This window comes from Pseudarthrobacter sp. alpha12b, assembly GCF_054130495.1.
Genome location: NZ_CP196746.1, coordinates 3,252,566 through 3,277,645 on the forward strand (window position 1 = coordinate 3,252,566; position 25,080 = coordinate 3,277,645).

Genomic DNA, 25,080 nt, shown 5'->3' on the forward strand with positions numbered 1-25,080 from the left:
CCGGGCAGCCACTATCAGGTGGCTGCCCGGCCTTCCGTTTGCCGGCGGGCTTGGACCCGCCGGCCTAGATCAGCGCGTCCGAAAGGTGGTTCGGGGTGCCGAACCGGTGCGCGGTGACGCTGACGGCCTGCTCATGCAGGAACGGCAGCAGTTCCACGCGGCCTGCCTCCGTGACGGGGTGGGCGTAGATGGCCAGGTCGGGCCGGCCTCCGGTGGCTTCGGCGAGCGCCGATGCCTCGCCGCCGATCAGGCGGATGCGGGCGCCGGACAGCTTGCCCGCCGCGGCGAGGCGTTCCGCGGAAGCCAGCCAGCCGGCGTCGGACTCCACCGTCACGTCGATGTCCTGCGCGGTGAGCACGGAGCGCAACTGGGCGGGGAGTTCGACGGCGGTGGACACCGTGAGCGCCGAGCCCGCCAGTATGCCGGCCGCCACAGTCCGGACGAGGTGCGCCAGCGGCGCGCCTTCGGACAGCCGGATGGTGACCGGCAGGCTGCGGTAGCGGAAGATGTTGCGTTCCGCGCTCAAACCCGAGACGTCCTTTGCGGTGCCGAACTCCCCAGCCCATGCCTCGGCGTCGGACGCCAGGGCCCGCTGGACGGACTCGAGCTCGGCGGCCTGTAGGGCGGGACCGGCCGCGTTGAGGATGCGGCGCACGCTGGAGTCTGTGATTTCGGCTTTGGCGGATGCCTCCGCGGGGGCCCAGTCGCCCAGGCCGGCCAGGTAGTTGGGGCCGCCCGCCTTGGTACCGGCACCCACGGCCGACTTCTTCCAGCCGCCGAACGGCTGGCGCTGAACGATGGCGCCGGTGATGCCGCGGTTGATGTAGAGGTTGCCGGCCTGGATGGACTCCAGCCAGATGCCGAGCTCCTCGGAGTTGAGGGAGTGCAGCCCCGCCGTGAGGCCGTACTCGATCTGGTTCTGGATGGCGATGGCCTCCTCCAGGGTCTCGGCGGTCATCACGCCAAGGACAGGGCCGAAGAACTCGGTCAGGTGGAAGTAGGAACCGCGTTTGACGCCGTAGCGCACGCCCGGGCTCCAGAGCCGTCCGGTATCGTCCAGCTTCTTCGGCTCCACGGCCCAGTTTTCGCCGTCACCCAGAGTGGTGAGGGCGTTGAGGAGCTTGCCGTTGGCGGGTTCGATGATGGGCCCCATCTGGCTGGTGGGGTCCTGCGGGTAGCCCACCTTGAGCGAGGTGACGGCGTCGATCAGCTGGTTGTGGAACCGCTTGGATTTGGCCACGGAGCCCACCAGGATCACCAGCGAGGCGGCGGAGCACTTCTGGCCGGCGTGGCCGAACGCGGAGTAGGCAACGTCCTTTGCTGCCAGGTCCAGGTCGGCGCTGGGGGTGACGATGATGGCGTTCTTGCCGCTGGTTTCGGCCAGCAACGGCAGGTCCTTGCGGAAGGACCTGAACAGTTCGGCGGTTTCGTAGCCGCCGGTGAGGATCACGCGGTCCACGGCCGGGTGGGAGATGAGTTGCTTGCCGAGCTCCCGCTCCCCCAGTTGCACCATGGTCAGCGCGCCCTTGGGCACGCCGGCTTCCCACAGGGCTTCGACCATGACGGCGCCGCTGCGGGCTGCCTGCTTGGCAGGTTTGATGACGACGGCGGAGCCGGCGGCAAGTGCCGCAAGGGTGGACCCTGCCGGGATGGCGACCGGGAAGTTCCACGGCGGGGTGACAACGGTGAGCTTGGCTGGAACGAACGTGGCGCCGTCGACCGTGTCCAGCTTGCGCGCGGACTCGGCGTAGTAGTGGGCGAAGTCCACCGCTTCGCTGACCTCGGGATCGCCCTGGTCGATGGTTTTGCCTGTCTCGCTGGCCATGACCTCCAGGAGGTCGGCGCGGCGGGTTTCCAGGATCTCACCGGCGCGGTGCAGGATTTCTGCGCGCTCGTTGCCGGAGAGGTCACCCCAGGCCTTGCCCTTCTCCACGGCGTTGGCAATGGCCGAGTTCAGCGTTTCCTCGTCGTTGATGAACGCGGCCTTCACGGAGGCGGTGCCCAAGGTGGAGCCGGGGACGCGCTCAAGGATGGCCCGGCCCCAGGTCCGGTTGGCCGGCAGCGCGGGGTCGGTGTCCGGGGTGTTCCGGAAACCGCTCTGCGGCATGGCCGCGGGGGGAAGGCTGCGGTCCTGCCGGCGGTTGGGCAGCGGGACGCTGTTGTCCAGGGCCTCCAACGAGGAGAGGAAGCGCTGCTTTTCGCGCTCGAACAGCCCTTCGTTTTCGCTGAGCTCGAACACGGCCGACATGAAGTTTTCCTGGCTGGCGCCCTCTTCCAGGCGGCGGATCAGGTAGGCGATGGCGACGTCGAATTCGGATGGGTGCACCACCGGGGTGTACAGCAGGAGGGAGCCGACGTCCTTCTTGACGGCCTCGGCCTGGCCCTGCGCCATGCCCAGCAGCATCTCGAATTCGATGCCGGATTCCACGCCGCGCTGCTTGGCCAGGAGCCAGGCGAAGGCGATGTCGAACAGGTTGTGGCCGGCAACGCCGATGCGGATGTTTTTGATCCGCTCCGGGTGCAGCGCGTAGTTGATGACCCGCTTGTAGCTGGTGTCCGAGTCCTGCTTGCTGCCCCAGGTGGCCAGCGGCCAGTCGTGGAGCGAGGCTTCCACCTGTTCCATGGGCAGGTTGGCGCCCTTGACCACGCGGACCTTGATACCCGCGCCGCCGTTGGCGCGGCGCACAGCTGCCCAGTCCTGCAGGCGGATCATCGCGGAGAGCGCGTCCGGGAGGTAGGCCTGGAGCACGATGCCGGCCTCGAGGTTCTTGAACTCAGGCTTGTCCAGGATCCGGGTGAAGACCGCGATGGTCATGTCCAGGTCCTTGTACTCCTCCATGTCCAGGTTGATGAACTTGGCCTTCTTTCCCGGGCCGGCGAAGGAGGCCGCGCGCTGGAAGAGCGGCGTGAGCTTTTCGACGACGTGTTCCACGGCTTCATCGAAGGCCCAGGCCGAGTGCGGGGCCACGGTGGAGGAGACCTTGATGGAGACGTAATCGACGTCGGGGCGCGCCAGCAGCGTGTGCGTGCCCTCGAGGCGGCGGGACGCCTCGTGCTCGCCCAGCACCGCTTCACCGAGGAGGTTGACGTTGAGCTTGATGCCGTCCTTCCTGATCTTGGCGATGGCGGGGCCCAGCTTGGCGTCGGTGGCGTCAACGATCAGGTGGCCCACCATTTCGCGGAGCACCTTGCGCGCGACCGGGATGACTACCTGCGGCAGGACCGGGGCCATGGTGCCGCCAAGGGCCACGGCGCTGCGCATGTACCAGGGCAGGAAGGCCGGAACCTTGGGTGCCAGCGCTGCCAGGTTGCGGGCGGCGACGTTCACGTCCTCGGGACGGACCACGCCGTCCACGAAGCCCACCGTGAAGTCCAGGCCGTTGGGGTCCTTCAAAACGCCCGCCAACTGCTCAGCGGAGGCGTCCACCGGAACCTTGGCGGCCTCGGTAAGCCAGCGCCGGACCAAGGCCACCGCTTCATTGGCGAGGGACTTTGCCTGGGGGACGTCGACGTCGACCGTCTGCGGGGTGGCCGCTTTGGCAACTGCCGGTTCCATTGCAACGTGGGTCATTGTTTTCCCGATCTTTCTGGTGTTCTGGGAGGTCTTTCCACCAGTATGAGCTTCAACTCACATAAGATAAAGCGATCTTTTCCAACCAATACAGATTAGAAAAACCAATGTTTTAACCACCTCCCAACGCCCCATCACCTACCGCCCTAAAACCACCGATGCCCCATCACTTTTCGCCGCCAACGCCGAAACGCCCCATCACCTCCCGCAGCCAAACCCGAAACGCCCCATCACCTCCCGCAGCCACACCGGCAACGCCCCATCACCTCCCGCAGCCACAACCGAAACGCCCCATCACCTCCCGCAGCCACAACCGAAACGCCCCATCACCTCCCGCAGCACACGAAAACCCTTTCGCACCGCCTAAACAACGAACCCTTCCCCACGGACTGTGGGAAAGGGTTCATTGAGGAGGCGCCTTATGTGATGGGGCGTCTGGAGAAAAGGCGCCTTATGTGATGGCGCGTTGGGGAAAAAGACGCGGAAGGTGATGGCGCGTCGGGAGGGACGGGTTAGGGAAGCGGGCGGTGCACGTCCTCGAGTTCCTGGTGGCGGGGGCTGTCGGGGTTCATCAGCGAGTGCTTGCGGCCGTAGCTGAAGTAGATGACCAAACCGATGATCAGCCAGACGACGAAGCGCAGCCAGGTTTCCCAGTGCAGCTGCAGCATCAGGAAGGCGGAGGCCAGGACACCGAACGCCGGGATAAAGGGCATCAGGGGGAGGCGGAACGTACGGGGAGCATCAGGCCGCTTGTAACGGAAGATGATCACGGACAGGCAGACGACGACGAACGCAGCCAGGATGCCGATGTTGGTGAGGTCCGCGACTGCCTTGATGGGGAAGACGCCCGCCAGGAAGGCGGATGCGATGCCGCCGATCCAGGTGACGCGCTGCGGGGTGCCGTGCCGGTCGGTCTTGGCGAACCAGCCGGGGAGCAGGCCGTCACGGCTCATGGAGAACCACACGCGGGTGACGCCGAGCAGGAAGGTGAGCATCACGGTGAGGATGGACAGCACGGCGAAGACCGAGATGATGGTGGCGATCACGGGCAGGCCCACCGAGGTGAAGGCGGACGCGAAGCCGGCCTTGGGGTCGATGTCCTTGTAGTTCTGCATGCCCGTGAGGACCAAAGTGGCGGCAACATAGAGGAGCATGGCAATGATGAGCGAGAGCACGATGGCCTTAGGCATGTGCTTCTTGCCGTCCTTGGCTTCCTCGGCCGCGGTGCTCATGGCGTCGTAGCCGAACACTGCGAAGAACACCGTGGCGGAGCCTGCCACCACAGGGCCGAACCCGCTGGGCATGAACGGGTTGTAGTTGTTGGTGTCGATGTAGAAGACGCCCAGCCCGATGATGAACAGGATCAGGACGACCTTGATGGCCACGGCGACCAGTTCGAACCGGCCGAACGCCTTGGTGCCGCGGGACAGGATCCAGGTGACCAGGAGGCAGACCAGGATGGCCGGGATATTGACGATCCCGCCCTTGCCCTCGTCAAAGGTGGAGGTCATCCAGGTGGGCAAGTGGATGCCGATGCCGGCAAGGAAGGCGTCAAGGTAGCCGGAGATGCCGATGGCCACCACGGCCACAATGGCGATGTATTCCAGCAGCAGGTCCCAGCCGATGAACCAGCCGATCACCTCGCCGAGCGCCACGTAGCCGTAGGTGTAGGCAGAACCGGCACGGGGAATCATGCCTGCGAATTCCGCGTAGGACAGGGCCGCCGCGGCGGAGGCCAGGCCCGCAATAAGGAAGGAAATCAACACCGCGGGCCCCACTCCCGGGTTGCCTTCGCTGCCGGCGGCCACCAGTCCCGCGAGGGAGAAGATGCCGACGCCGATAATGCCGCCAACGCCAATGGCGGTGAGTTGCCACAGTCCGAGCGACTTGAACAGCCCGCTGTGCTTGCTCTCTTCTTCGATGTCATCGATGGGCTTGCGCCGCATGATCGATTGGCTTAGATCTTTGCTGCTCATCAGGAACTCCTGGTTGGGGTGCGACCCCGCCGCGGCACGCCAAGGAACCTGGCTGTGACGGGGGTAACTCGGTTTCAACAGTATGCGTGCGCGATTGCGTTAGATAAAGTGGCTACTTCTAACCTATATTCGTTAGTTTCAGTTAGGAATCCATCATGCTTGATGTCCGCCGGCTGCGGCTGCTCCGCGAGTTGAGCATCCGCGGGACCCTCGCTGAGGTGGCGGAGGCACTGCAGTACAGCCCGTCGTCGGTATCTCAGCAGCTCGCGCTCCTGGAGAAGGAAGTGGGCGTTGAGCTGCTCCGGAAGACCGGGCGCCGGGTGCAGCTGACGCCCCAGGCTGAGGTGCTGGTGGCGCACACCGCGCAGCTGCTGGAAACCATGGAGCAGGCCGAGGCGGACCTGGCTGCCTCCCTGACCACGGTCACGGGTACGGTGCGGATGGCGGTCTTCCAGTCCGCGGCGCTCGCCCTGATGCCGGACACCTTGACGCGCATGGCCGCCGCCTACCCCGAGGTCCGGATCGAGATGATCCAGCGTGAGCCCGAGACCGCGCTGCACGAAACCTGGGCGCGTGACTTCGACCTGGTCATCGCGGAGCAGTACCCCGGGCACGCGGCGCCGCGCTACCCCGAGCTGGACCGGGTAAAGCTGACCACCGACGCCATCCGGCTCGCCGTTCCCCCGGCGTCCGACGGCGGCCCAGCCATTCGCACGCTCGCGGACACCGCGGAGCTTGCCTGGGTCATGGAACCGCGGGGTGCCGCATCGCGCCACTGGGCGGAACAGGCGTGCCGCAGCGCAGGCTTCGAGCCGGATGTCCGCTTTGAAACCGCCGACCTGCAGGCCCAGGCCCGCCTGATCGAGTCCGGCAACGCGGTGGCCCTGATGCCGGACCTGGTATGGACCGGCCGCGGCACCACAGCCCAGTTGCTGGAGCTTCCCGGCAAGCCGTTCCGCACCATCTTCACCTCGGTCCGCCGCTCCAGCGCCCAGCGCCCGGCGATCCTGGCCGCCCGGGAAACCCTCGCTGCGGCCGCCGCCGCAGTGGCAAGGGACGACGCCGGGTGACCGGCCGCCGTCGTACGTCGTCCTAAGGCGTTGTGTTTCCTGCGTCACTGCGGGTAAGGGGCCGCAGGTCTAGACTGGGTCCGTTATGAATCGAACAATGTTCAAGTCCAAGATCCACCGCGCCACCGTCACGCACGCCGACCTGCACTACGTAGGGTCGGTCACCGTGGACCTTGACCTGCTCGAGGCCGCCGACATTCTGCCCGGCGAGCTGGTGTCCATCGTGGACGTCACCAACGGTGCGCGGCTTGAAACGTACACCATCGCCGGCGAGCGTGGTTCCGGCGTGATCGGCATCAACGGTGCAGCGGCGCACCTCATGCACGAGAACGACATCGTCATCCTGATCACCTACGCCGCGATGACCACCGAAGAGGCCAAGGCCTACGACCCGCGGGTGGTCCACGTGGACGCAAACAACCGGATCATCCAACTGGGCAATGATCCCGCCGAGGGCCTCACCGCCGGCATGATGCGCCCCCCTTTCGCGCTCAACAACGCCACCCTGTAACCGGAGCGTGTGTCCCGGCCCCTGCCTCCGCCGTGCCCGGACGGGTGACCCTTGCTAGGGGTGCTGGCCGGATTCTTCGTGGTCTGGTGCATCATCCTGGTGGGATGGTTCGTGGGCCGGCAGCGGATCCTGGGCGATAACGCCCGGCCGGTCCTCAGCGGCCTCACCTTCTTCGTCGCCAGCCCGGCGCTGCTCTTCGAAACCCTGAGCAAGGCCCGCCTGCAGGAAGTCTTTGCCGAACCGCTGCTGGTCACCGCCGTGGCCGCCATCACGACGGCCGCCATTTTCTTCGCCATCGCGAGGTTCTGGTTGAAGCGGGCGCTCCCCGAATCGCTGATGTCTGCCATGTCCGCGTCGCTCGCGAACTCCGCGAATTTGGGTATTCCCATCGCGGTATATGTCCTGGGCGACGCCAGCTACGTGGCTCCGCTGCTGATCTTCCAGCTCGCCTTCTTCACCCCGATGTTCCTGATGATCCTGGATTCGAGCACCAGTACGCACCGCACCACGCCCGTGGGCTTCTTCCTGATGATCCTGCGCAACCCCATGATTGTTGGCTCCGGCCTGGGGCTGCTGGTGGCCGGCACCGGCTTCCAGGTTCCGGCGCTGGTCATGGAGCCGATCCACCTCATTGGCGGCGCAGCGATTCCCGCCATGCTGATCGCGTTCGGGATGAGCCTGAACGGCACCCGCCCGTTGCAGGCCTCCGCCGGCCGCCGCGTGGACACCCTGCTGGCGAGCGGCTTCAAGCTCGCTGTCCAGCCGGCCCTTGCCTATGTCTTTGCCCGCTTCGTGCTGGGAATGGACGGCCACGCGCTGTTCGCCGTGGTGGTCACGTCCTCCCTGCCGACCGCCCAGAATGTGTTCGTGGCCGCCAGCAGGTACCAGACCGGCCTGACCGTGGCCAAGGACACCGTGCTGATCACTACCGTGGTGGCAGTGCCGGCGATGATCGGCGTCGCGCTGTTGCTGGCATGACTGTTGACCGCAACCAACCGCACCCTGGAGGGCTGATGAATACTGTGCTGGATACCGTCGTGATCGGCGGTGGCGCCATGGGCTCGGCCGCCGCGTGGGCGCTGTCCCGCCGCGGCCGGCAGGTGACGCTGGTGGAGCAGTTCGGTCCCGGGCACAGGATCGGTGCGTCCCACGGCGCCACCCGGAACCTTAATCCGGGCTACCACCGGCCGGAGTACGTGGCCATGCTGGCCGAGGGGCTGGCCCTGTGGGACGAGCTGGAGCAGGAAAGCGGAGAGCAGCTGCTGGCGCGCACCGGCATCGTCAACCACGGCCCGGGCGGGGACCTCCAGAAAGTCGCCGCGGCCCTCACCGATGCGGGTATCCGCGCAGAGTTCCTGGACCCGGCCGAGGCCGGCGAACGGTGGCGCGGCATCCGGTTCGACCAGCAGGTCCTGCACATGCCCGACGGCGGCCAGCTCAACCCGGAAGCGGCACTGCCGGCGTTCCAGCGGCTGGCCTCCGCCCGCGGTGCCGAGATCAGGCACCACACCAGGGTGGTGGACTTCCAGGCGTTCGACGACGGCGTGCGGCTGACGCTCGAATCGGCTGCGGGCACGGAGGTGGTCACCGCAGCGCAGGTGGTGGTGACCGCGGGCCGCTGGACCGGGAAGCTGCTGGCCAGGGTTGACGGCAGGGACGCCGCTGGTAATAACGCTGCCTTGCGGCTCCCGGAGCTGAGGGTCACGCAGGAGCAGCCGGCGCATTTCCGGGTGGCGGACGCGGGTGCGGTGTGGCCGGGCTTCAACCACTACCCCGGCCCGGACTACCGGAACTGGTACTCCCCCGTTTACGGAATGCAGACCCCCGGTGAAGGCATCAAGGCCGGCTGGCATGGGGTGGGCCCGGTGGTGGACCCCGACCACCGCGATTTCCTGCCGGAACCAACGCAGCTGGCCGCGCTGCAGGAGTATGCCCGGCAGTGGCTGCCCGGCGTGGACCCCGACTCCTTCGAGGCCATCAGCTGCACCTACACCACCACTCCGGATGAGGACTTCATCCTGGACCGCATCGGTCCGGTGGTGATCGGCGCGGGCTTTTCCGGGCACGGTTTCAAGTTCACCCCGGTGGTGGGGCGGATCCTGGCTGACCTTGCCACCGGGACCCGGCCCGCGCCGTCGATCTTCCGTGCGTCCCGCTAGCCGCGTTTCCCGCTAGCCGCGCGTCGTACCAGCAGCGTTTCCGCTAGCTGGGGCTGCCTTCAGCGCTGCTGGGGACCGGCTCCGCATCTGCCTTGCCAGTGTTTTCGGGCTTCACGGCGGGCATGGCCAACACCGCGGCAACGGTGAGCAGCCCGGCCACCAGGGCCGCCAGGAACACGGCCCCGGAAGCGCTGATCACTATGGCGGGATCGGCGTCGCCGCCGTTGCTGCCGCCGTAGATGGAGTTGGCCACGGCACCGAACACGGCCACGCCGAGGGCGCTGCCGATGGACCGGGCAAACATGTTGGTGCTGGTCACCACGCCGCGTTCGTTCCAGGGCACGCTGGACTGGGCGGCGATCAGGGTGGGGGTGGCCAGCAGGCCAAGGCCAAGCCCGACGACGAAGCAGCTGACCGCGATCAGTGCCACGTTGGGTGAGGAGGCCGTCAGCGACAGGATCAGCAGGCCCACAACGGCGATGGCAATGCCGATCAGGGCGGTGGACTTGAACCCGATCCGCAGGTAGAACTTTCCGGCCTGCGAGGCGCTGAGCGGCCAGCCGAGAGTCAGGGCTGCGAGCGCCAGGCCGGCGACCAGCGGCGAGGAGGACAGGGCGCCTTCCAGGAAGGTGGGCACGTACGAGGTCAGCCCGATCATCATCGCGCCGACGCCGAAGGACACCAGCGCAGTGGTGGCCAGGAGGCGGCGGGACACCACCCAGGCCGGGAGGATGGGCTCGGCCGCCCGCCGCTCCACCAGGAGGAACGCAACCAGCAGCACTGCGCCCACGACGAATACGCCAATGCTGATGGGCGAGTTCCATGCCCAGGCCTGGCCGCCCTGGAGTGCGCCGAGGATGAGCAGGCCGAGCGATCCGGCCAGGAGCACGGCCCCGGCGTAGTCAACCTTGTGCGTGGCCCGTTCCACGTTTTCGTGAAGGGTGCGGATCAGCATCCACCCGGCCAGCAGGCAGAGCGGCACGTTGACCAAAAAGATGCCGCGCCAGATGCCCAGCGCGGAGAAGACGCCGCCCAGGCTGGGGCCCACCACGGAGGAGATGGCCCAGACGCTGGCCAGGTAGCCCTGCACCTTGGCACGCTCCTGCAGGGTGTAGATGTCCCCTGCAATGGTGACGGACACGGGCAGTACCGCGCCGGCGCCGAGTCCCTGCAGTGCGCGGAAGGCGATCAGCGAGGGCATGCTCCAGGCCACGCCGCAGAGCACCGAACCGAGCAGGAACAGGCCAATGCCGGTGAGGATGATCGGCTTGCGGCCTGCCATGTCGGAGAGCTTGCCGTAGATGGGGACGGACACCGCCTGCGCCAGCAGGTAGGCGGAGAAGAGCCAGGGGAAGGATGAGAAGCCGCCCACGTCCTTGACGATCGACGGCACCGCCGTGGCCACAATGGTGGAGTCGATGGCCACGAGTCCGGTGGACAGCATCAGGGCGATGAGGATGGGCCCGCGGTCGGACCGGAACCCTACGCCTTCTTTTGCGTTGGCTTTTGCGTTTGCCATGTCAGACCCGCACCAGCCCTGCGGCCTGCGCCAGCAGCTCGACGGACCGCAGGCGGTCCTGGGTGCCGGGGCTCTGGTGCGCCACGATGAGTTCGTCGGCGTCAGCGTGCTTGCCGAAGCTGTCCAGGTAGTCGATGACGACGTCGGGTGTTCCCACTGCGGAGTACGTCATCATTTGCGCCATGTGGCGTCCCTGCGGCGAGTCCAGGATCATGTCCGCCTCGTCGTCGGTGAATTCGCGGCCGCCGCCGAAGAACAGGGAGACGCGGGCGCGCTTGGTGGCCTGGAACATGGCCTGCGCTTCGGACGCGGAGTCCGCGGCGATGACGTTGACGCCGGCGATCACGTGCGGGGCATCGAGTTGGGCGGACGGCTTGAACTCGCGGCGGTAGATGGCCACCGCCTCCTGCAGGGCCGCCGGGGCGAAGTGGGAGGCAAACGCGTACGGCAGGCCCAGCTGGGCGGCCAGGCGGGCGCCGAACAGGGACGAGCCCAGGATGTACAGCGGCACGTTGGTCCCCTTGCCCGGGGTGGCCTCGACGCCCTGGATGCGGGTGGGGCCGGTGAGGTAGCCCTGCAGTTCCAGGACGTCCTGCGGGAAGCTGTCCGCGGACATGGGGTCACGGCGCAATGCCCGCATGGTGTTCTGGTCGCTGCCCGGGGCCCTGCCCAGGCCCAGGTCGATCCGGCCCGGGTGGAGGGTTTCCAGGGTGCCGAACTGTTCGGCGATGGTCAGCGGGGAGTGGTTGGGCAGCATGATGCCGCCGGCGCCCAGCCGGATGCTCTGGGTATGCGCGGCCACGTGGGCGATCAGCACGCTGGTGGCGGAGGAGGCAATGGAGGACATGTTGTGGTGCTCCGCGTACCAGATGCGCCGGTAGCCCAGCTTCTCGGCGCTCTGCGCCATGGCCACGCTGCCCGCAAAGCTCTCCGCCGCCGTCTGGCCTTTGCCGATGGTTGCCAGGTCAAGGATGGAGAGGGGAAGAGTCACGTCGGGTGCGGCCTTTCAGGAACGTTACGTAGGAGTCGCCGGCCGGATCGCGGCGGGCACTTGATGCATAACGACGACGGGGCCCGGGTTATTTCGTCTTCGACGGAATACTCAGCACACTGATGATGTTGCCGCCCCTATGAGCCATGATTCAACGAACCAGCTGGAACTGACCGCAACGATCCACCTCAAGGACCTGGGAACCGTGCACCGGCTCGGTTTCGGTGCCATGCGCATCGTGGGTGACGGTGTCTGGGGTGAGCCCGCAGACCGCCGGGCGGCCGTGGCCGTGGTGCGCCGCGCCGTCGAACTCGGCGTGGACTTCATCGACACCGCCGATTCCTATGGCCCCAACGTCAGCGAGGAAATCATCGCCGAGGCCCTGCACCCGTACAAGGAGGGGCTGAAGATCGCCACCAAGGTGGGCTTCACCCGCACCGGGCCCAACAAGTGGATTCCCGTTGGCCGGCCGGAATACCTGCGCCAGCAGACCGAGCTGAGCCTGCGCAAGCTGAAGGTGGACACCCTGGACCTGCTGCAGCTGCACCGGATCGATCCCAAGGTGGACGCCGAAGAGCAGTTCGGCGTGCTGCGCGAGCTCCAGGACGAAGGCAAGGTCCGCGCCCTGGGCCTGTCCCAGGTGAGCGTGGCGGAACTGGAAGCGGCCGGGAAGCACTTCACCGTGTCCACGGTCCAGAACCGCTACAACCTGACCGACCGCAGCTCCGAGGACGTGCTGCGCTACTCGGAGGAGAACGGCATCGGATTCATCCCCTGGGCGCCGATTTCCGCGGGCGAGCTGGCCAAGCCGGGCGGCCCGCTGGACGAGGCCGCCAAGCGCCTGGGCGCCACCACGTCCCAGGTGGCCCTGGCCTGGCTGCTGCGCCGCTCCCCGGTCATGATGCCCATCCCCGGGACCGGCTCCGTGCAGCACCTCGAAGAGAACATGGCCGCAGCGGGCATCACGCTCGACGACGCCACGTACGCTGAGCTGGAAGCAGCCGGCAAGTAGCAAGCGGCTTCCAGCCACTCACGTCACTAAAGACAGGAGAAACACCAATGGCAAACATCCTGATGGTCGTATCGGCCGCAGATTCCCTCACCATGAAGGACGGCAGCGAACACCCCACCGGTTACTGGGCGGAGGAACTGGTGGTGTCACACCAGACCCTCATCGAGGCCGGCAACACGGTCCACATCGCAACGCCCGGCGGCAGGAAGCCCACCGTGGACCAGGTCAGCCTGGCGGCAGAGTCCGCAGGTGGCGAGGAACGGGCGCAGGGCTTCCGCGACTACCTGGCCAAGATCGACGGCGAGCTTGCGCACCCGCTGGTCCTTGCCGACGTCGACATCGCAACCTATGACGCCGTGGTGATGCCCGGCGGCCACGGCCCCATGGCCGACCTCTACAAGGACGCCGACCTGGGCCGCCTGCTGGTGGCAGCCAACAAGGACGGCAAGATCATCGCGCCGTTCTGTCACGGCCCCGCCGGGCTGCTGAGCGCAACGGACGACGACGGCGGGTTCGCTTTCAAGGGCCGGCGCCTCACCGTCTTCACCAACGAGGAGGAGCTTGGCGGCGGGACCGGCGAGAACACCCCATGGCTGGTGGAGGACGCGCTCAAGGAGAAGGGTGCGGTGATCGAAAACGGTGCCGCCTGGACCTCCAACGTGGTCCGCGACGGCAACCTCATCACCGGGCAGAACCCGCAGTCCAGCGAGGACGTGGCCAAGGAAGTCCTGAAGGCCCTGGGCTAGGCAACGACAGCTTTTAGGCAATAGCAGAGGGGACCAGTTCGCAATGAGCTGGTCCCCTCCTTGCGGCGCACGTCATTGGGCACCGGTCTTCATACCGTTGGGTTAGACGGCGCAGCCCCCGTTCCCGATCGTGGGATCGATCGCCGAGATCTGCTTCTGGATGTCCGCCAGCTGGGTTTGCAGTCCGGCCACCAGCAGCTTCTGTGCCTTGATTGCGTCCGTGTTGTTCCCCTTCTTTGCCTGGAGGGTCCGAAGAGTGTCCTGGGCGGCGGTTAGCTGGGTGTCGACGGTGGTCAGCCGCGATTGCAGGGATGCCAGGTTGGCCTCTGCTGCGGTGATCTGTCCGTTGAGGCTGTTGAGCTGGTCCAGCAGGGGCTTCACCCGTCCCTGCAGGTCAAGGACGTTGGTTTCAGCGGTGGCGATCTGGGTATTGAGTGCCGAGATCTGGGTTACCAGGCTGTCACCGATCTGGTTGAGAGAGTTGATTTCCCTGGTCTTCGTGGCTACAGCTTCATTGGCCCCGTCAAGCGTTGCCTGAAGTGCCGGAAGCTGGGCCTGCAGGTCGGAAATCTCGGCATTCTTTTCATGCACCGCGGTGTTGGCCGCAGCCAGGTCATCCTTTGCCTGGGCCAAGGCGCCGTTCAAGCCGTCGAGCACTGCCTTCTGGTCTGCAATGGCCTTTTGGGCCTGGTCCACGTTCCCGCTGAGGGTGGGCAAGGCAGCTTCGAGGTCTGCCACCACCTGCTGCTGGGCCGTCACCGCGTCAGCAGCGTCCTTCGCGGCCTGTTCCAGTGCCGGGAGCTGGCCCTGGAGCGTGGCGAGCTCGGCCTGCTTGGTGGCCACCGCGGCATTGGCCTGATTCACGGCGTCCTGCAGGGCGGGCACTTGGGTTTTGAGGGTTGCGATGTCGCCCTGTTTTGCAGCGACCGCTGCATTGGCGGCGTCGAGCGCTGCCTGAAGGGTTCCGGCTTTCTGCTGCAGGCTGCTGCTTTCTGCCTGCTTGGCCTCCAGTTGGCTGTTCAGCGAATTGACCTGGGTTTGGAGCCCAGCGAGGTCACCCTGGAGCGCGGCGATGGTAGCGGTCTTGTCAGCGATCTGGCTGTTTACCGTCACCAACTGGGCTGCGGCAGCGTCGCGCTGGTCCTGCAAAGTCCGTTTTTCCTTGGAATTGCCGTTGATCGCGTTGATCTGGCTGTTTAGGCCAGCGATTTGTGTCTCCAGGCTGCTCTTCGTTACCTGCAGCGCAACCAGGTCCTTTTGGGCCTGGGTCAGCGCGGCCTGCTTCGTGGTGATCTGGCTGTTCAGCGTGGAGATCTGGTTCTGGAGGTTGGTTATGTCAGCGTTCACGGCAGTGATCTTGGCGTTGTTGTCGCTGACAGCCTTGGCGGCTGCCGTTGCATTGGCCTGAAGGGTGGACAGGTCCGTCTGGGCCGCGGCGATCTCCGCATTCTTGGCGTCGAGCGCCGCCTGGGCGGTGGAGGCCGTGGACTGCAGGGCCGTGAGTTCTGCCTGCGCCGCCGCGATCTGATCCTTCTTGGCGATTACAGCTGCGTTGGCGGCTGCGGCCGCGTCCTGCAGACCGGCCAGAGTCACCTTGGCCTCATCCACCTTCTCCTGCTGCGCCTGAAGGTCCGCGGCCGCGGTGGTTCCTGCAGCTTCAAGTACCTTCAGCTGATTTTCGGCGTCAGTGACTGCCGTCTGTGCAGCATCCACCGCTGTGGCAGCCTGCTGTGCTTGAGCGGTCAAGGTGCCCAGCTGGTCCTGGGCCTGCTGGATTTGGGTCTCCTTGGCCGCGAGGTCGGAGGCAGCCTGGTCCGCAGTCTTCTGCAGCGCGGCGCGCTCCGTCTGGGCAGCCGCAATGGCCGTGCTGTTGGCCACCAGCTCTGCACCGAGCCTGTCCGCCTGGTCCTTGAGCGAGGCGGCGGCAGCCTGGGCTGTTGCGAGTTCATCCTGCAACTGCCCCACCTGGCTCGCCACGCTTGCCTGCTGGTTCTGTAGGTCGGTGAGGGCGGCATTCGCGGCCTCCACCTGGGAGCTTAGGCTCTTTTGTTCGGCAGTAAGCTTGTCCACCTCCGCCTGTGCTGCTGCTTCCTGGCTGTCCAGCTGCGTCTCCTGGGCTGCAAGGTCAGCCAGCGCCTTCTCCGCGTCAGCCTTCTGCGCGGCCAATGCATCCGCCTGGGCCTGCAACGTGGCCTTCTCCGCCTGCCGGGCAGCAATGGCGTCAGCGTTCTTCTTGGCCGCGGCCTTCAGGAGGTTTTCCTGGACCGCGCCGCGGTGCGCCAGCTGGTTCACCACGCCGTTACAGATTCCGGGGGACGTGCCGGTTCCTGCAACGGCCGGCTGGACCAGAACCAGGCTGGTGGTGAGCAGCCCGGGCAGGACCACGGCAGCAGCGAGGCGACGGGTAAGAAGGGACTTGGACGGGGAAGTGCGCATGCGAGCTCCTGTTAAGACCGTTGCAGCGGCCCACTCTGGCCGCCTTATAGCCCAACCGTAGGAGCCGGCATGGGCGGAGAACACGCGTACCCACCACCTGTCTTTTTCGCCCGGGTACTCGCTTTCTGCTGAATCTGTGTCACGAGGCCCTGTGGCGAAGCGTCCGCGGACGGGCTGAATATGACCGCCGCGGTCCTCCGGTTAACCGCCGTTACTCCCTGTATCCCAGCGTTTCGAGGGCTTTGCTTCCCCTTCCGGGGCTGCCGGATAGTTGCTGCAACGCGCACATTCCGCCGCATCCCCACCCACCTCCAAGGAGGAACCATGGCCATCAAACCCAAGCCGGCCGCCGTCGTGGCCCTTACCGTTTCAGCGTTGCTGGGACTGGCTGCCTGCGCCGACCCCGGCGCCTCGGCGGCGACAGCACCGTCGTCGTCCGCCACCAACTCCGCCGGCAGGACCTTCAACCTGTCCCCGGAACAGGACCGCTTCAAGGTCCCGGCCGATCCCGCCGCGGCTGCGCTCGTGCCGGAAGCCATCAAGGCCGACGGCAAGCTCACCGTGGTGACTACGGGCGGCGCCGCCCCGCTGAGCCTGTTCGCCACGGACAACAAGACCCTGATCGGCAGCGAGGTGGACATCGCCTATGCCGTGGGTGGGGCGCTGGGGCTGGACGTCGAGGTGCTGCCCGTGGCGTGGGCGGACTGGCCGCTGGGCATCGAATCGTCCAAGTACGAGGCCGTGCTCTCCAACGTGACCGTCACGGAGGCGCGCAAGGAAAAGTTCGACTTCGCCACCTACCGCAACGACCTGCTGGGCTTCTACGCCAAGGGCGACTCCACCATCGGGGAGATCAAGGAAGCCAAGGACGTGGCGGGCAAGAGGATCATCGTGGGCTCCGGCACCAACCAGGAAGCCATTTTGGTGCGCTGGGACGAGGAGAACAAGAAGAACGGCCTGGCACCGGTCGAGTTCCAGTATTACGACGACGACTCCGCCTCGAGCCTGGCACTTCAGTCAGGCCGTGCGGACCTGACGTTCGGACCCAACGCGGCCGCCGCCTACAAGGCGGCGCAGGACGGGAAGACGAAGCAGGTGGGCACGTTGAACGGCGGCTGGCCGCTCACCGCGCAGATCGCCTTCACCACCAAGAAGGGCAACGGTCTGGCCGTCGCTGCGCAGGCCGCGTTGAACCACCTGATCGAGGACGGCACCTACGCCAAGATCCTGGACCGCTGGGGCCTCTCCTCCGAGGCCATCCAGAAGTCCGAACTGAACCCGGCGGGCCTGCCCAAGAAGTAGGCGTCCCGCCGACGAATGGATCCCCGCCGGATGCGCCAGCGATTCGCCAGCGCCCGGCGGGGATTTTCTTTGGCTTTACCAGGCCGGCAGTGCGGGAACCGGGCCCGTCGCTTCGAGGTCCGCGCCGTCGCCGCGTGCCAGCCATTTCAGGAGGCCCTCCCGGTCCGACTCAACCCGCAGGGCGCCGTCACCGATGACCCATTCATCGCGTTCCTCAGTAACCAGCGTCATCCCTGGCGCCCCCTTGGCACGCATGGCACGCACCACGGCCTCGATGGCGTTCAGCAGCGAATCGGGGTCGGCCTCCTCAATGGTCCAGGCGGTTTCCAGGTCATGGTGGTGCACCACCACCTCGGCAATCCGCAGCGCCACAATCGACGTGGCCGGCAGGTCCCGCCCGCCCACCTTCACTTCCGGGGCCGCAAGTTCTCCGGTCAACCGCTGGGCTTCACTGGCGAAAGCGGCAGCCGAGTCCTGGACTTCAGCCAGGAGTTCCTCCCGCGGCAGGGCAGCAAGGGCGGCAATAGCCTCCGAGCGCGCTTCAGGGGACGCGTACAGCTGGCGTTCCTCCCCGGACGTGGCCCAGTCGATCAGCCCAACCAGGGCACGTCCGCTGGATGCGACGTGCGCGATGACGTGGGCCCGGGTCCACCCTTCACACAGCGAAGGAGCCGCCAGCTCTTCATCGGACAAGGAGGAGACCGTGGCAAGGAACATATCCGTCTCCCGGCCCAGGCGGGACAGGTCTGAGTGCAGCCGTGCTGGATTGATCATTCCGCCAGCCTAACCGCGTCGCCGTGACCCCGGCCATGGTTACGGGCCGCCTGGTTCATACCGGCCGCGTATGGACTAAGACCGGCCCTCCCGCCGCCGCCGGGATGCCCCTGCTGCCGGGTGCATTTGGCCTGTTCCCGCTGGATCCATCGCAATAACAACCCCTTTGATATGCGGAAACGGCACAATGCACCCCCGGCGGGAAACCGGGTATTTACCTCATATGCCCTGCGTCACATTGCCTGTCAGGCTGGGTTCCCGAGGCCCCCGTGCGGATCAATCCAAATGACCACAACGCCTCCACACCCGCCCCCTGAAAGGACATGCGCCATGACGCTGCCGCACCCCCAATCCACGATCTCCGGAAACCCGGGAAAGGAGGCCCGGACAGCCAACTGGGTGGCTTTCGTCATCTGCGCCGCCCTCCTGTTTGATGGCTACGACCTGGTGGTCTACGGCACCGTCCTTCCGGGACTGCTCGCGGACGCGGGCCAGATCGGTCATTTCGATGCGGCCACCGCCGGACTCCTGGGGTCCTGGGCCCTCATTGGCGTGCTGGTGGGGTCGCTGGCCTGCGGCGCCGTTGGCGATTTCTTCGGCCGCCGCCGGCTGATGCTCGCCGGCATCGCCTGGTTCTCCCTGGGCATGTTCGCCACCGCCCTGGCCACGGATGTCACCGCCTTCGGCACCCTCCGGTTTGCCACGGGCCTGGGCCTGGGCGTCGTCATCGCCAGCGCCGGCGCCACGATGGCCGAGTTCGCACCCGCGGGACGGCGGCAGTTCTATAACGCGATCGTGTACTCCGGGGTCCCCGCGGGCGGCGTGCTGGCGTCCGTCCTGGGCATCGCGTTCCTGGACAGCATCGGCTGGCGCGGTCTCTTCATCATTGGATCCCTGCCCCTCCTGGTCATCCTGCCCATTGCCTGGCGGAAGCTTCCGGAATCCCCGCGATGGCTGTTGGCCCGGGGCCGGGAAGAGGAAGCCCTGGCCGCTGCCTGGCGCACCGGGGTGCCGCTCGCCGAAGAGCAGGTGATCCGGCAGGCCGGTGCCGCCCCGCAGAAGTCCGGGTTCGCTGCCGTCTTCTCCCGCCAGTTCGCCGTGGCATCCATCCTGCTGGGCCTCATGTCCTTCTGCGGGCTCCTCCTGACCTACGGGCTCAACACCTGGCTGCCCAAGATCATGGAGGGCTACGGCTATGGCCGGACCTACGCCCTCTTCTTCCCGCTGGCCCTGAACCTCGGTGCCGTGGTGGGCGGTTTGTTGGCCTCCCGGATGGCCGACCGGAACGGACCGCAGCGGGTTATTGCTGCCACGTTTGCCCTCGCCACCATTTCCCTGGGACTGATGACGTTCAGTTTTCCGTTGCCGCTGCTCTTCACCTTCATCGCCACCGCAGGGGTGGGAACGCTGGGCACCCAGGTGCTGGTCTACGGCTTCCAGTCCAACTACTTCACCACCAATGCCCGTGCAGCCGGCGTTGCCTGGTGCGCCAGCGTGGGCCGGCTGGGCGGGGTGCTGGGTCCGATCATCGGCGGCTGGCTGGCTGCTGCGGGGATCGGCGGGGCAACAGCCTTCTACATCTACGGGGCGGTGGCCCTGCTCGGCGGCGCCGTCACCATCCTGGTACCGCGCCAGCACAAGCTGGAGGAAGCCATACCCGCGGCGGTGGAGCAACAAGATTACATCGAAAAAGTATCTTAGTAGTGCCTTTTATGGTTACTCTATGAATCAATGAGGCTGCATCGCGCCTCACCCCGAACGGTTGGAGAGGCGGCACCGCAATGGAGATCCGGCAGCTGAACTACTTCATTGCGGTCGCGGAGGAGCGCCACTTTGGCAGGGCGGCCAAGCGCCTGCACATGGCGCAGCCACCCCTGTCCCAGCAGATCCGCCAACTGGAAGACCAGCTGGGCGTCCAGCTCCTCAACCGCACCACCAGGCGGGTGGACCTGACGGCGGCGGGCCAGCTCCTGCTGGACCGCGGCCGCCAGATCGTCAACGACGTCGAGACCCTCCGGGCGGATGTCTACCAGGTGGGCAAGGGCGCCACCGGCGTCCTCCGGGTGGGGTTCTCCGGATCGGCAACCTACGGCGTCATGCCCCGGATCGCGCGCCTTACCAAACAAGTCCTTCCCGGCCTGTCCCTGGCGCTGAACGGAGAGATGCTGACGCCGTCCATGGAAGCCGGGCTGCGGAACGGGACCCTGGACGCGGCACTGCTGCGTCCCCCCGTCGCGTCCGAGGAGATCGACTACCGCGTGGTCACCCAGGAGCCGCTCGTCGTCGCGCTTCCCTCCTTCAGCGCCCTGGCGGTGGACCGCCCCGTGGCCATGCACGAACTGCAGGACCAGGACTTCATCGCCTACTCACCGGAGTCCGTGCTGAACCGCATTACCTCGGACCTCTGCCGCCAGGCAGGCTTCCAGCCCCGGATCACCCAGGTAGTTGGCGAGACCTCAACAATGCTGGCGTTCGTGGCCGCGGGCGGTGGCATCGCCGTCATGCCGTCCAGCGTGCGGGCCTTCCAGCTCGACGGCGTCGCGTACCGGGAAATCGACAATGTTCCCCCGGTGGAACTAGCTGTCGCCTGGCTGCGCGGCCACCGCTCGGCCCTGCTGCAGAACTTCCTGGACATCGTGGCCACGGCAACCGCTGACGCCCCCGCCCCTGCCGGCACCCCCACTCCCCACCCGGCTCCCGCTGATGAAAGGCTCCCCCCATCATGAAGATCGCAGCCATCGAGGCGATCCCCTACTCGATCCCGTACCGCCACCCGCTCCATTTCGCCTCCGGCTCCGTGCACGAGGCCGACCACGTCCTGGTCAGGGTCCACACCGATGACGGCGTGGTGGGGACCGCAGACACCCCGCCCCGCCCGTATACCTACGGTGAGACGCAGAAGTCCATCGTTGCGGTCATGCAGGACGTCTTCGCCCCGCAACTGGTGGGCATCGACGTCTTTGACCGGGAAAAGATCCAGAGCGTGCTGGCGCGGACCATCCATAACCAGACGGCCAAGGGCGCGGTGGACATTGCCGTGTGGGACGTCATCGGCAAGACCCTGGGGCAGCCTGTCACCAAACTGCTGGGCGGCTACACCGACTCGCTGCGGGTCTCCCACATGCTCGGATTCAAACCCGCCCAGGAACTCCTGGCACTGGCACTGGAGTTCCGGGAAACCTACGGCATCAACACCTTCAAGCTGAAGACCGGCCGCCGTCCACTGAACCTGGACATCGAGGCCGCCAGGGTGCTGCGGGAAGGCCTGGGCGAAGACGCCGAGCTGTACATGGACGCCAACCGCGGCTGGACAGCCAACGAGGCCGCCGAGGTGCTGCGCCGCACCGCCGACCTCGGCCTGCAGTTCCTTGAGGAGCCGGACGACGCCCGCGAAGTCCTGGGCCGCCGCCGCCTGGTCACGAACTCACCCATCCCCATTGCGGCGGACGAGTCCGCCGCCAACCTCGGCGAGGCTGCCCGCGAAATCCTCACCGGCGGGGCCAACCTCCTGTCCGTCAAGACGGCCCGGTCCGGCTTCACCGAAGCCGCCAAGATCGTTGGCATGGCCGAGGGCATGGGCATCGACGTCTACATCGGCAACCAGATCGACACCCAGGTGGGCACGGTGGCCTCGGTGGTGTTCGGCGCAGCTTTCGCCCACACGGCCAAGCGCGCGGCGGAGCTGTCCAACTACCTGGATATGACCGATGACCTGCTGGCCCAGCCGCTGGCGATCACCGGCGGCCGGATCCGCGTTCCTGAAGGTGCCGGTGCGGGCACCGATGTGGATGACGACAAGCTCGCCCACTACCGCACAGACTGACACCCATCCCTTCCACCGAGAGGTCATCCATGAAGTACCTGGTCCATATGGACGTCAACCTGCCCGCCGGCATGCCTGCCGAAGAAGCCGCCGCAATCAAGGCCACGGAGAAGGCCTACTCCCAGGAACTGCAGCGCTCAGGGAAGTGGCCCGAGATCTGGCGCGTGGTGGGTGAGTACGCCAACTACTCGATCTTCGACGTCGAATCGAACGACGAGCTCCACGGGATCCTGCAGGACCTTCCCCTGTTCCCGTACATGGACATCACTGTGGTTCCGCTGGCCAAGCACCCCTCGGACGTCAAGTAGCAGCCGGTTAGCGCTGGGGCGTTCCGGGTCAGTCCTTGGCCCGGAACGCGGCCGCGAGTTCGCTGCGCGACCGGATGCCCATCTTCCGGTACAGCCGCGTCAGATGGTACTGCACCGTCTTTTCGGCCAGGAACAGGGCCCGGGCCGCCTCCTTGTTGGTTGCCCCGGCAGCCACCAGCTCGGCCACGGCCTGTTCCTGGGCCGTGAGCTGTTGATGGTGGCTGCCCACTGAGGAGAGCACCGGGTCCGCCGGGTCCGGCAGGTTCCCCACGTCCAGGCCGGTCGCTTTCAGCTCGCGGTCGCACCGTTCCACGTACGTGGCCGCACCGAGGGTGTCATACAGGTCCCGTGCCGCCCGCAGCACTGATGACGCCAGGCGGCGCTTTCCGGCCCGGCGCATGCTTTGCCCGAACGCAAAACTAATCCGCGCCCGCAGATAGGGGCGGTTGAGCCCGCGAAGGTGTCCCAGCGCCGCCTCGAAGTACTCCCTTGCCGTGTCCGGGTCCCCCTGCGCGGCCAGCAGCCGGCCCCTGGCCCACGCCACGCGGGCCAGGTCGGAGGGGACTTCCCGCTCGCGGTGCACTCCTTCGAATGCGGTGAGGAACGTCTCTGCGGCGTCGAGCTTGTCGGTCATGACCAGCGCATTGACGTAGGTGTCCTGCCACGGCCAGAAGGACACCCGTTGATCGGTCCAGGGGTCCAGTTCGGCCAGCGGCTGCAAAGCAGCCAGGGCACTTTCGTAATCCGCCCGTGCCTCGTGGAAGCGGGCGCGCGCCAAGCTGGCCGGGACCTGCATGGCCCGGTAGGTTCCCGGCTGCACCGCGGCCTGCGACACGTAGTAGCGTGCCCGGTCCCAGTCGCCCCGCATGGACCACAGCTCGGCGGCGGTCCAGTACAGCAGCGGCCGGATCAACGGCATCCGCGAGGTCTCCAGCCGGACGCTTGCCCGGGAGATGGTGGCGGCGGCCGCGTCCCAGTTGCCCAGCACAAGGTGGGTGCGGGCCAGCCAGGCCTCGGCCCACAGGGAGATCCGCAGCGATCCCCCGCGGTACTCGGTGGGGGCGGCCGACTCAAAATTCACCAGCGCGGACTCGGCGTTGTCCAGGCGCAGGGCCAGCCAGCCGGCGCCCATCTGCACGCGCTGCTTCTGGGCATTCTCGGCCGCCTGGGCGGAGGCCCGCTGGTATGAGGCCTCGGCGTCGGCTATCCGGCCCTGGGCATAGAGGCCCAGTCCGTAGATGGCCTCTGACTCGATGTGCGCCGGAGTTCCGGGCTCCGTGAGCGCCATGGCCCGTTCGGCCCAGCCGGTAATCATCGGACCGTCCCAGGAAGCTACCCCGTGGAGGACAAACCGCTGGGCCACCTGCGCTGCCGCGGCGGGTTCACGCTGCGGATTGCTGGTGCGCCAGGCCATCTCCAGCTGGCTTTGGGCGCTGTCATTCTGGCCGGACACCGTAGACAGGTACCCCAGAACCGAGGAGCGCAGGGGCGACGGCGGCAGGGCATCCACTGCCCCGGCCCAGGCCTGCGCCTGGGCCACGTTGCCGGAGCCGACCAGGGCGTCGACGGCTTTCAGGAGCCGGAGGTTCCGGGCGCGGATATCAGGGGACAGCCGCGAGGCGGAGAACAGCGCGGTGGAGGCATCCTGCCACGCCCCAACCGTGGCCTGCCGGCGCGCGAATTCTTCCAGTTCCGCGGCCAGGGTTTGGTCTGCGGCCGGGGTGGCCGCAACGCGGTGGCCCAGCTGTTCGCCCTCGGACTGGACAACCTCGGCGGCCTTCCGGTGCAGGGCAATGCGCCGGCTGGGGACAATCTGTTCGTACACGGCCTCCGCGGTGCCGGGCTCCAGGAAGGCGACGGCGGAGCGGGACTGGTCCACGGACAGTCCCAGCAGCCCCGCACGGTGCCCCTCATCGAGCGCCGGCATGACGGATTCCAGGCCGCCCACCCTGGCCACCTCAGCCAGGCCCGCGCCGGGGCCGAGCACCGCTGCGGCCTCCGCGGCGGCGACCAGGGCGGGGGACGCGGCGGCAAGGATGCTGCGGACCCTGGCACGAACCCGGGAGGTGGGCGGCAGGGAAGGGAACCACGACTGCCAGGTCTCCGGGGGCAGTTCACGGAGCAGCTCCACGATGGACTGGGCAATCCCGCCGGTGTGCGTCACCAGGCCATGGGCCGCCGTCGCGTTGAGGTCCAGGCCGAACAGGCTCCGGGCCAGGTCCTGGACCTGCTGCGGCGAGAGGGGTTCCAGCGGAATGCGGGCCACCTGGTGGCCGGTGAGGAAGTCGAGGACACCGGCAGGGACGCGGGGCGCGTCAACAGGGTTGAGGGTCAGCAGGAACAGGACCCGCTTGTCGTGCAGCCTGCGCATGACGAAGGTGAGGATGCGCAGGCTCTCCTCGTCGAGCTTGTGGACGTCGTCGACGGCGACTACCACGCTGCCGTGCGTCTGCAGGCCTTCGAGATGGGTGCTGAGGGTGGAGGCGTAATTGACCACCTGGTCGGGGGTCAGGGAGGCGACGGGCCCCGGCGCCAGGGCCGGGCCGCCGTCGTAATCCTTTGCCGTACGGAGCGGCAGGGTCCGCATGAGCTGGGAGTAGCCTGCCAAGGCGAACTGCGCCTCCCAGTCGTCCCCCATGGCGGACAGCACGCGGACGCCGCGCGCGGCCGTGCGGCAGTGGTCAAGGAAGAGTTCCAGAAGCGCGGTTTTGCCGGACCCGGAAGGGCCGGAGAGGACAACGGTTCCCACCTTTCCCTTGCGGACGGTGCGGAGGATTTCCAGCAGCTGCTCGAACGCCGCGGCCCGGCCCGCCAGCGGGAAGTCCTCCGCCATCTCGCCCTGGGTGGAGCCCGCTGTCATGGCCGCAATCCTACCGGAGCGG

General features: G+C 67.0%; 18 protein-coding genes. 11 read left to right on the top strand and 7 right to left on the bottom strand.

Annotated features, from left to right (window positions below; genetic code table 11):
* Positions 1-64: 64 nt before the first annotated feature.
* Positions 65-3,571 carry a bifunctional proline dehydrogenase/L-glutamate gamma-semialdehyde dehydrogenase gene (locus ACTAQI_RS15080; protein ID WP_457946911.1) on the bottom strand — a complete coding sequence of 1,169 codons (3,507 nt, stop codon included), beginning with the start codon at positions 3,569-3,571 and terminating at the stop codon, positions 65-67.
* 512 nt (positions 3,572-4,083) lie between these two features.
* Complete coding sequence (locus tag ACTAQI_RS15085) at positions 4,084-5,547, bottom strand: amino acid permease (RefSeq protein ID WP_457946912.1); 1,464 nt, start codon at positions 5,545-5,547, stop codon at positions 4,084-4,086.
* A 155-nt stretch (positions 5,548-5,702) separates the two neighbouring features.
* On the opposite strand from ACTAQI_RS15085, the gene ACTAQI_RS15090 reads away from it, so the two are divergent.
* From ACTAQI_RS15090 to ACTAQI_RS15105, 4 genes are all read left to right on the top strand, one after another.
* The gene (locus tag ACTAQI_RS15090) at positions 5,703-6,617 is read left to right on the top strand and encodes a LysR family transcriptional regulator (RefSeq protein WP_457946914.1); all 915 of its coding nucleotides are present in this window, start codon (positions 5,703-5,705) and stop codon (positions 6,615-6,617) included.
* A gap of 85 nt (positions 6,618-6,702) precedes the next feature.
* Positions 6,703-7,128 carry an aspartate 1-decarboxylase gene (panD, locus tag ACTAQI_RS15095; RefSeq protein WP_457946915.1) on the top strand — a complete coding sequence of 142 codons (426 nt, stop codon included), beginning with the start codon at positions 6,703-6,705 and terminating at the stop codon, positions 7,126-7,128.
* A 51-nt stretch (positions 7,129-7,179) separates the two neighbouring features.
* Positions 7,180-8,106 carry an AEC family transporter gene (locus ACTAQI_RS15100; RefSeq protein WP_457946916.1) on the top strand — a complete coding sequence of 309 codons (927 nt, stop codon included), beginning with the start codon at positions 7,180-7,182 and terminating at the stop codon, positions 8,104-8,106.
* A gap of 35 nt (positions 8,107-8,141) precedes the next feature.
* Complete coding sequence (locus ACTAQI_RS15105) at positions 8,142-9,287, top strand: FAD-dependent oxidoreductase (protein WP_457946917.1); 1,146 nt, start codon at positions 8,142-8,144, stop codon at positions 9,285-9,287.
* Between the two features lie 43 nt (positions 9,288-9,330).
* Here the strand turns inward: ACTAQI_RS15105 and ACTAQI_RS15110 are convergent, their stop codons facing one another.
* Positions 9,331-10,806: an MFS transporter gene (locus ACTAQI_RS15110; protein WP_457946918.1), complete on the bottom strand. Its 1,476-nt coding sequence runs from the start codon at positions 10,804-10,806 to the stop codon at positions 9,331-9,333.
* A gap of 1 nt (position 10,807) precedes the next feature.
* On the bottom strand, positions 10,808-11,797 hold the full coding sequence (locus tag ACTAQI_RS15115; protein ID WP_457946919.1) for an LLM class flavin-dependent oxidoreductase: 990 nt from the start codon (positions 11,795-11,797) through the stop codon (positions 10,808-10,810).
* A gap of 139 nt (positions 11,798-11,936) precedes the next feature.
* Between ACTAQI_RS15115 and ACTAQI_RS15120 the strand changes: the two genes are divergently transcribed.
* Positions 11,937-12,809 (top strand): aldo/keto reductase, encoded by an 873-nt coding sequence (locus ACTAQI_RS15120; RefSeq protein ID WP_457946920.1) that lies wholly within the window; start codon positions 11,937-11,939, stop codon positions 12,807-12,809.
* Positions 12,810-12,856: 47 nt separating this feature from the next.
* Positions 12,857-13,555 (top strand): type 1 glutamine amidotransferase domain-containing protein, encoded by a 699-nt coding sequence (locus ACTAQI_RS15125; protein WP_457946921.1) that lies wholly within the window; start codon positions 12,857-12,859, stop codon positions 13,553-13,555.
* Between the two features lie 102 nt (positions 13,556-13,657).
* Here ACTAQI_RS15125 and ACTAQI_RS15130 read toward each other — a convergent pair whose 3' ends face one another.
* Positions 13,658-15,991, bottom strand: a complete 2,334-nt coding sequence (locus ACTAQI_RS15130; RefSeq protein WP_457946923.1) for a chromosome segregation ATPase — start codon at positions 15,989-15,991, stop codon at positions 13,658-13,660.
* 324 nt (positions 15,992-16,315) lie between these two features.
* Between ACTAQI_RS15130 and ACTAQI_RS15135 the strand changes: the two genes are divergently transcribed.
* Positions 16,316-17,293: an ABC transporter substrate-binding protein gene (locus ACTAQI_RS15135; RefSeq protein WP_457946924.1), complete on the top strand. Its 978-nt coding sequence runs from the start codon at positions 16,316-16,318 to the stop codon at positions 17,291-17,293.
* 75 nt (positions 17,294-17,368) lie between these two features.
* Here the strand turns inward: ACTAQI_RS15135 and ACTAQI_RS15140 are convergent, their stop codons facing one another.
* On the bottom strand, positions 17,369-18,067 hold the full coding sequence (locus ACTAQI_RS15140; RefSeq protein ID WP_457946926.1) for a maleylpyruvate isomerase family mycothiol-dependent enzyme: 699 nt from the start codon (positions 18,065-18,067) through the stop codon (positions 17,369-17,371).
* 330 nt (positions 18,068-18,397) lie between these two features.
* Here ACTAQI_RS15140 and ACTAQI_RS15145 point away from each other — a divergent pair, with 330 nt between their 5' ends.
* The 4 genes from ACTAQI_RS15145 to catC all read left to right on the top strand — a co-directional run bounded on the left by ACTAQI_RS15145 (position 18,398) and on the right by catC (position 22,198).
* Entirely contained in the window at positions 18,398-19,768 is a 1,371-nt protein-coding gene (locus ACTAQI_RS15145) for an MFS transporter (protein WP_457946927.1), read from the top strand.
* A gap of 80 nt (positions 19,769-19,848) precedes the next feature.
* Entirely contained in the window at positions 19,849-20,793 is a 945-nt protein-coding gene (locus ACTAQI_RS15150; protein WP_457946929.1) for a LysR substrate-binding domain-containing protein, read from the top strand.
* Entirely contained in the window at positions 20,790-21,890 is a 1,101-nt protein-coding gene (locus ACTAQI_RS15155; protein WP_457946931.1) for a mandelate racemase/muconate lactonizing enzyme family protein, read from the top strand. The genes ACTAQI_RS15150 and ACTAQI_RS15155 overlap by 4 nt, the downstream gene beginning before the upstream one ends.
* Positions 21,891-21,919: 29 nt before the next feature.
* Positions 21,920-22,198: a muconolactone Delta-isomerase gene (catC, locus tag ACTAQI_RS15160; RefSeq protein ID WP_457946933.1), complete on the top strand. Its 279-nt coding sequence runs from the start codon at positions 21,920-21,922 to the stop codon at positions 22,196-22,198.
* A gap of 28 nt (positions 22,199-22,226) precedes the next feature.
* On the opposite strand, the gene ACTAQI_RS15165 is transcribed toward catC, so the two are convergent.
* The gene (locus ACTAQI_RS15165; protein ID WP_457946934.1) at positions 22,227-25,058 is read right to left on the bottom strand and encodes an AAA family ATPase; all 2,832 of its coding nucleotides are present in this window, start codon (positions 25,056-25,058) and stop codon (positions 22,227-22,229) included.
* Between the last annotated feature and the right edge of the window lie 22 nt (positions 25,059-25,080).

Bases quoted from the DNA above. Each gene is read 5' to 3' on its own strand.
- ACTAQI_RS15090 (WP_457946914.1), top strand. From the start codon at position 5,703: ATGCTTGATGTCCGCCGGCTGCGGCTGCTCCGCGAGTTGAGCATCCGC.
- ACTAQI_RS15130 (WP_457946923.1), bottom strand. From the start codon at position 15,991: ATGCGCACTTCCCCGTCCAAGTCCCTTCTTACCCGTCGCCTCGCTGCT.
- ACTAQI_RS15135 (WP_457946924.1), top strand. From the start codon at position 16,316: ATGGCCATCAAACCCAAGCCGGCCGCCGTCGTGGCCCTTACCGTTTCA.
- ACTAQI_RS15140 (WP_457946926.1), bottom strand. From the start codon at position 18,067: ATGATCAATCCAGCACGGCTGCACTCAGACCTGTCCCGCCTGGGCCGG.
- panD (WP_457946915.1), top strand. From the start codon at position 6,703: ATGAATCGAACAATGTTCAAGTCCAAGATCCACCGCGCCACCGTCACG.
- ACTAQI_RS15120 (WP_457946920.1), top strand. From the start codon at position 11,937: ATGAGCCATGATTCAACGAACCAGCTGGAACTGACCGCAACGATCCAC.
- ACTAQI_RS15110 (WP_457946918.1), bottom strand. From the start codon at position 10,806: ATGGCAAACGCAAAAGCCAACGCAAAAGAAGGCGTAGGGTTCCGGTCC.
- catC (WP_457946933.1), top strand. From the start codon at position 21,920: ATGAAGTACCTGGTCCATATGGACGTCAACCTGCCCGCCGGCATGCCT.
- ACTAQI_RS15080 (WP_457946911.1), bottom strand. From the start codon at position 3,571: ATGACCCACGTTGCAATGGAACCGGCAGTTGCCAAAGCGGCCACCCCG.
- ACTAQI_RS15105 (WP_457946917.1), top strand. From the start codon at position 8,142: ATGAATACTGTGCTGGATACCGTCGTGATCGGCGGTGGCGCCATGGGC.
- ACTAQI_RS15150 (WP_457946929.1), top strand. From the start codon at position 19,849: ATGGAGATCCGGCAGCTGAACTACTTCATTGCGGTCGCGGAGGAGCGC.
- ACTAQI_RS15155 (WP_457946931.1), top strand. From the start codon at position 20,790: ATGAAGATCGCAGCCATCGAGGCGATCCCCTACTCGATCCCGTACCGC.
- ACTAQI_RS15145 (WP_457946927.1), top strand. From the start codon at position 18,398: ATGACGCTGCCGCACCCCCAATCCACGATCTCCGGAAACCCGGGAAAG.
- ACTAQI_RS15125 (WP_457946921.1), top strand. From the start codon at position 12,857: ATGGCAAACATCCTGATGGTCGTATCGGCCGCAGATTCCCTCACCATG.
- ACTAQI_RS15085 (WP_457946912.1), bottom strand. From the start codon at position 5,547: ATGAGCAGCAAAGATCTAAGCCAATCGATCATGCGGCGCAAGCCCATC.
- ACTAQI_RS15165 (WP_457946934.1), bottom strand. From the start codon at position 25,058: ATGACAGCGGGCTCCACCCAGGGCGAGATGGCGGAGGACTTCCCGCTG.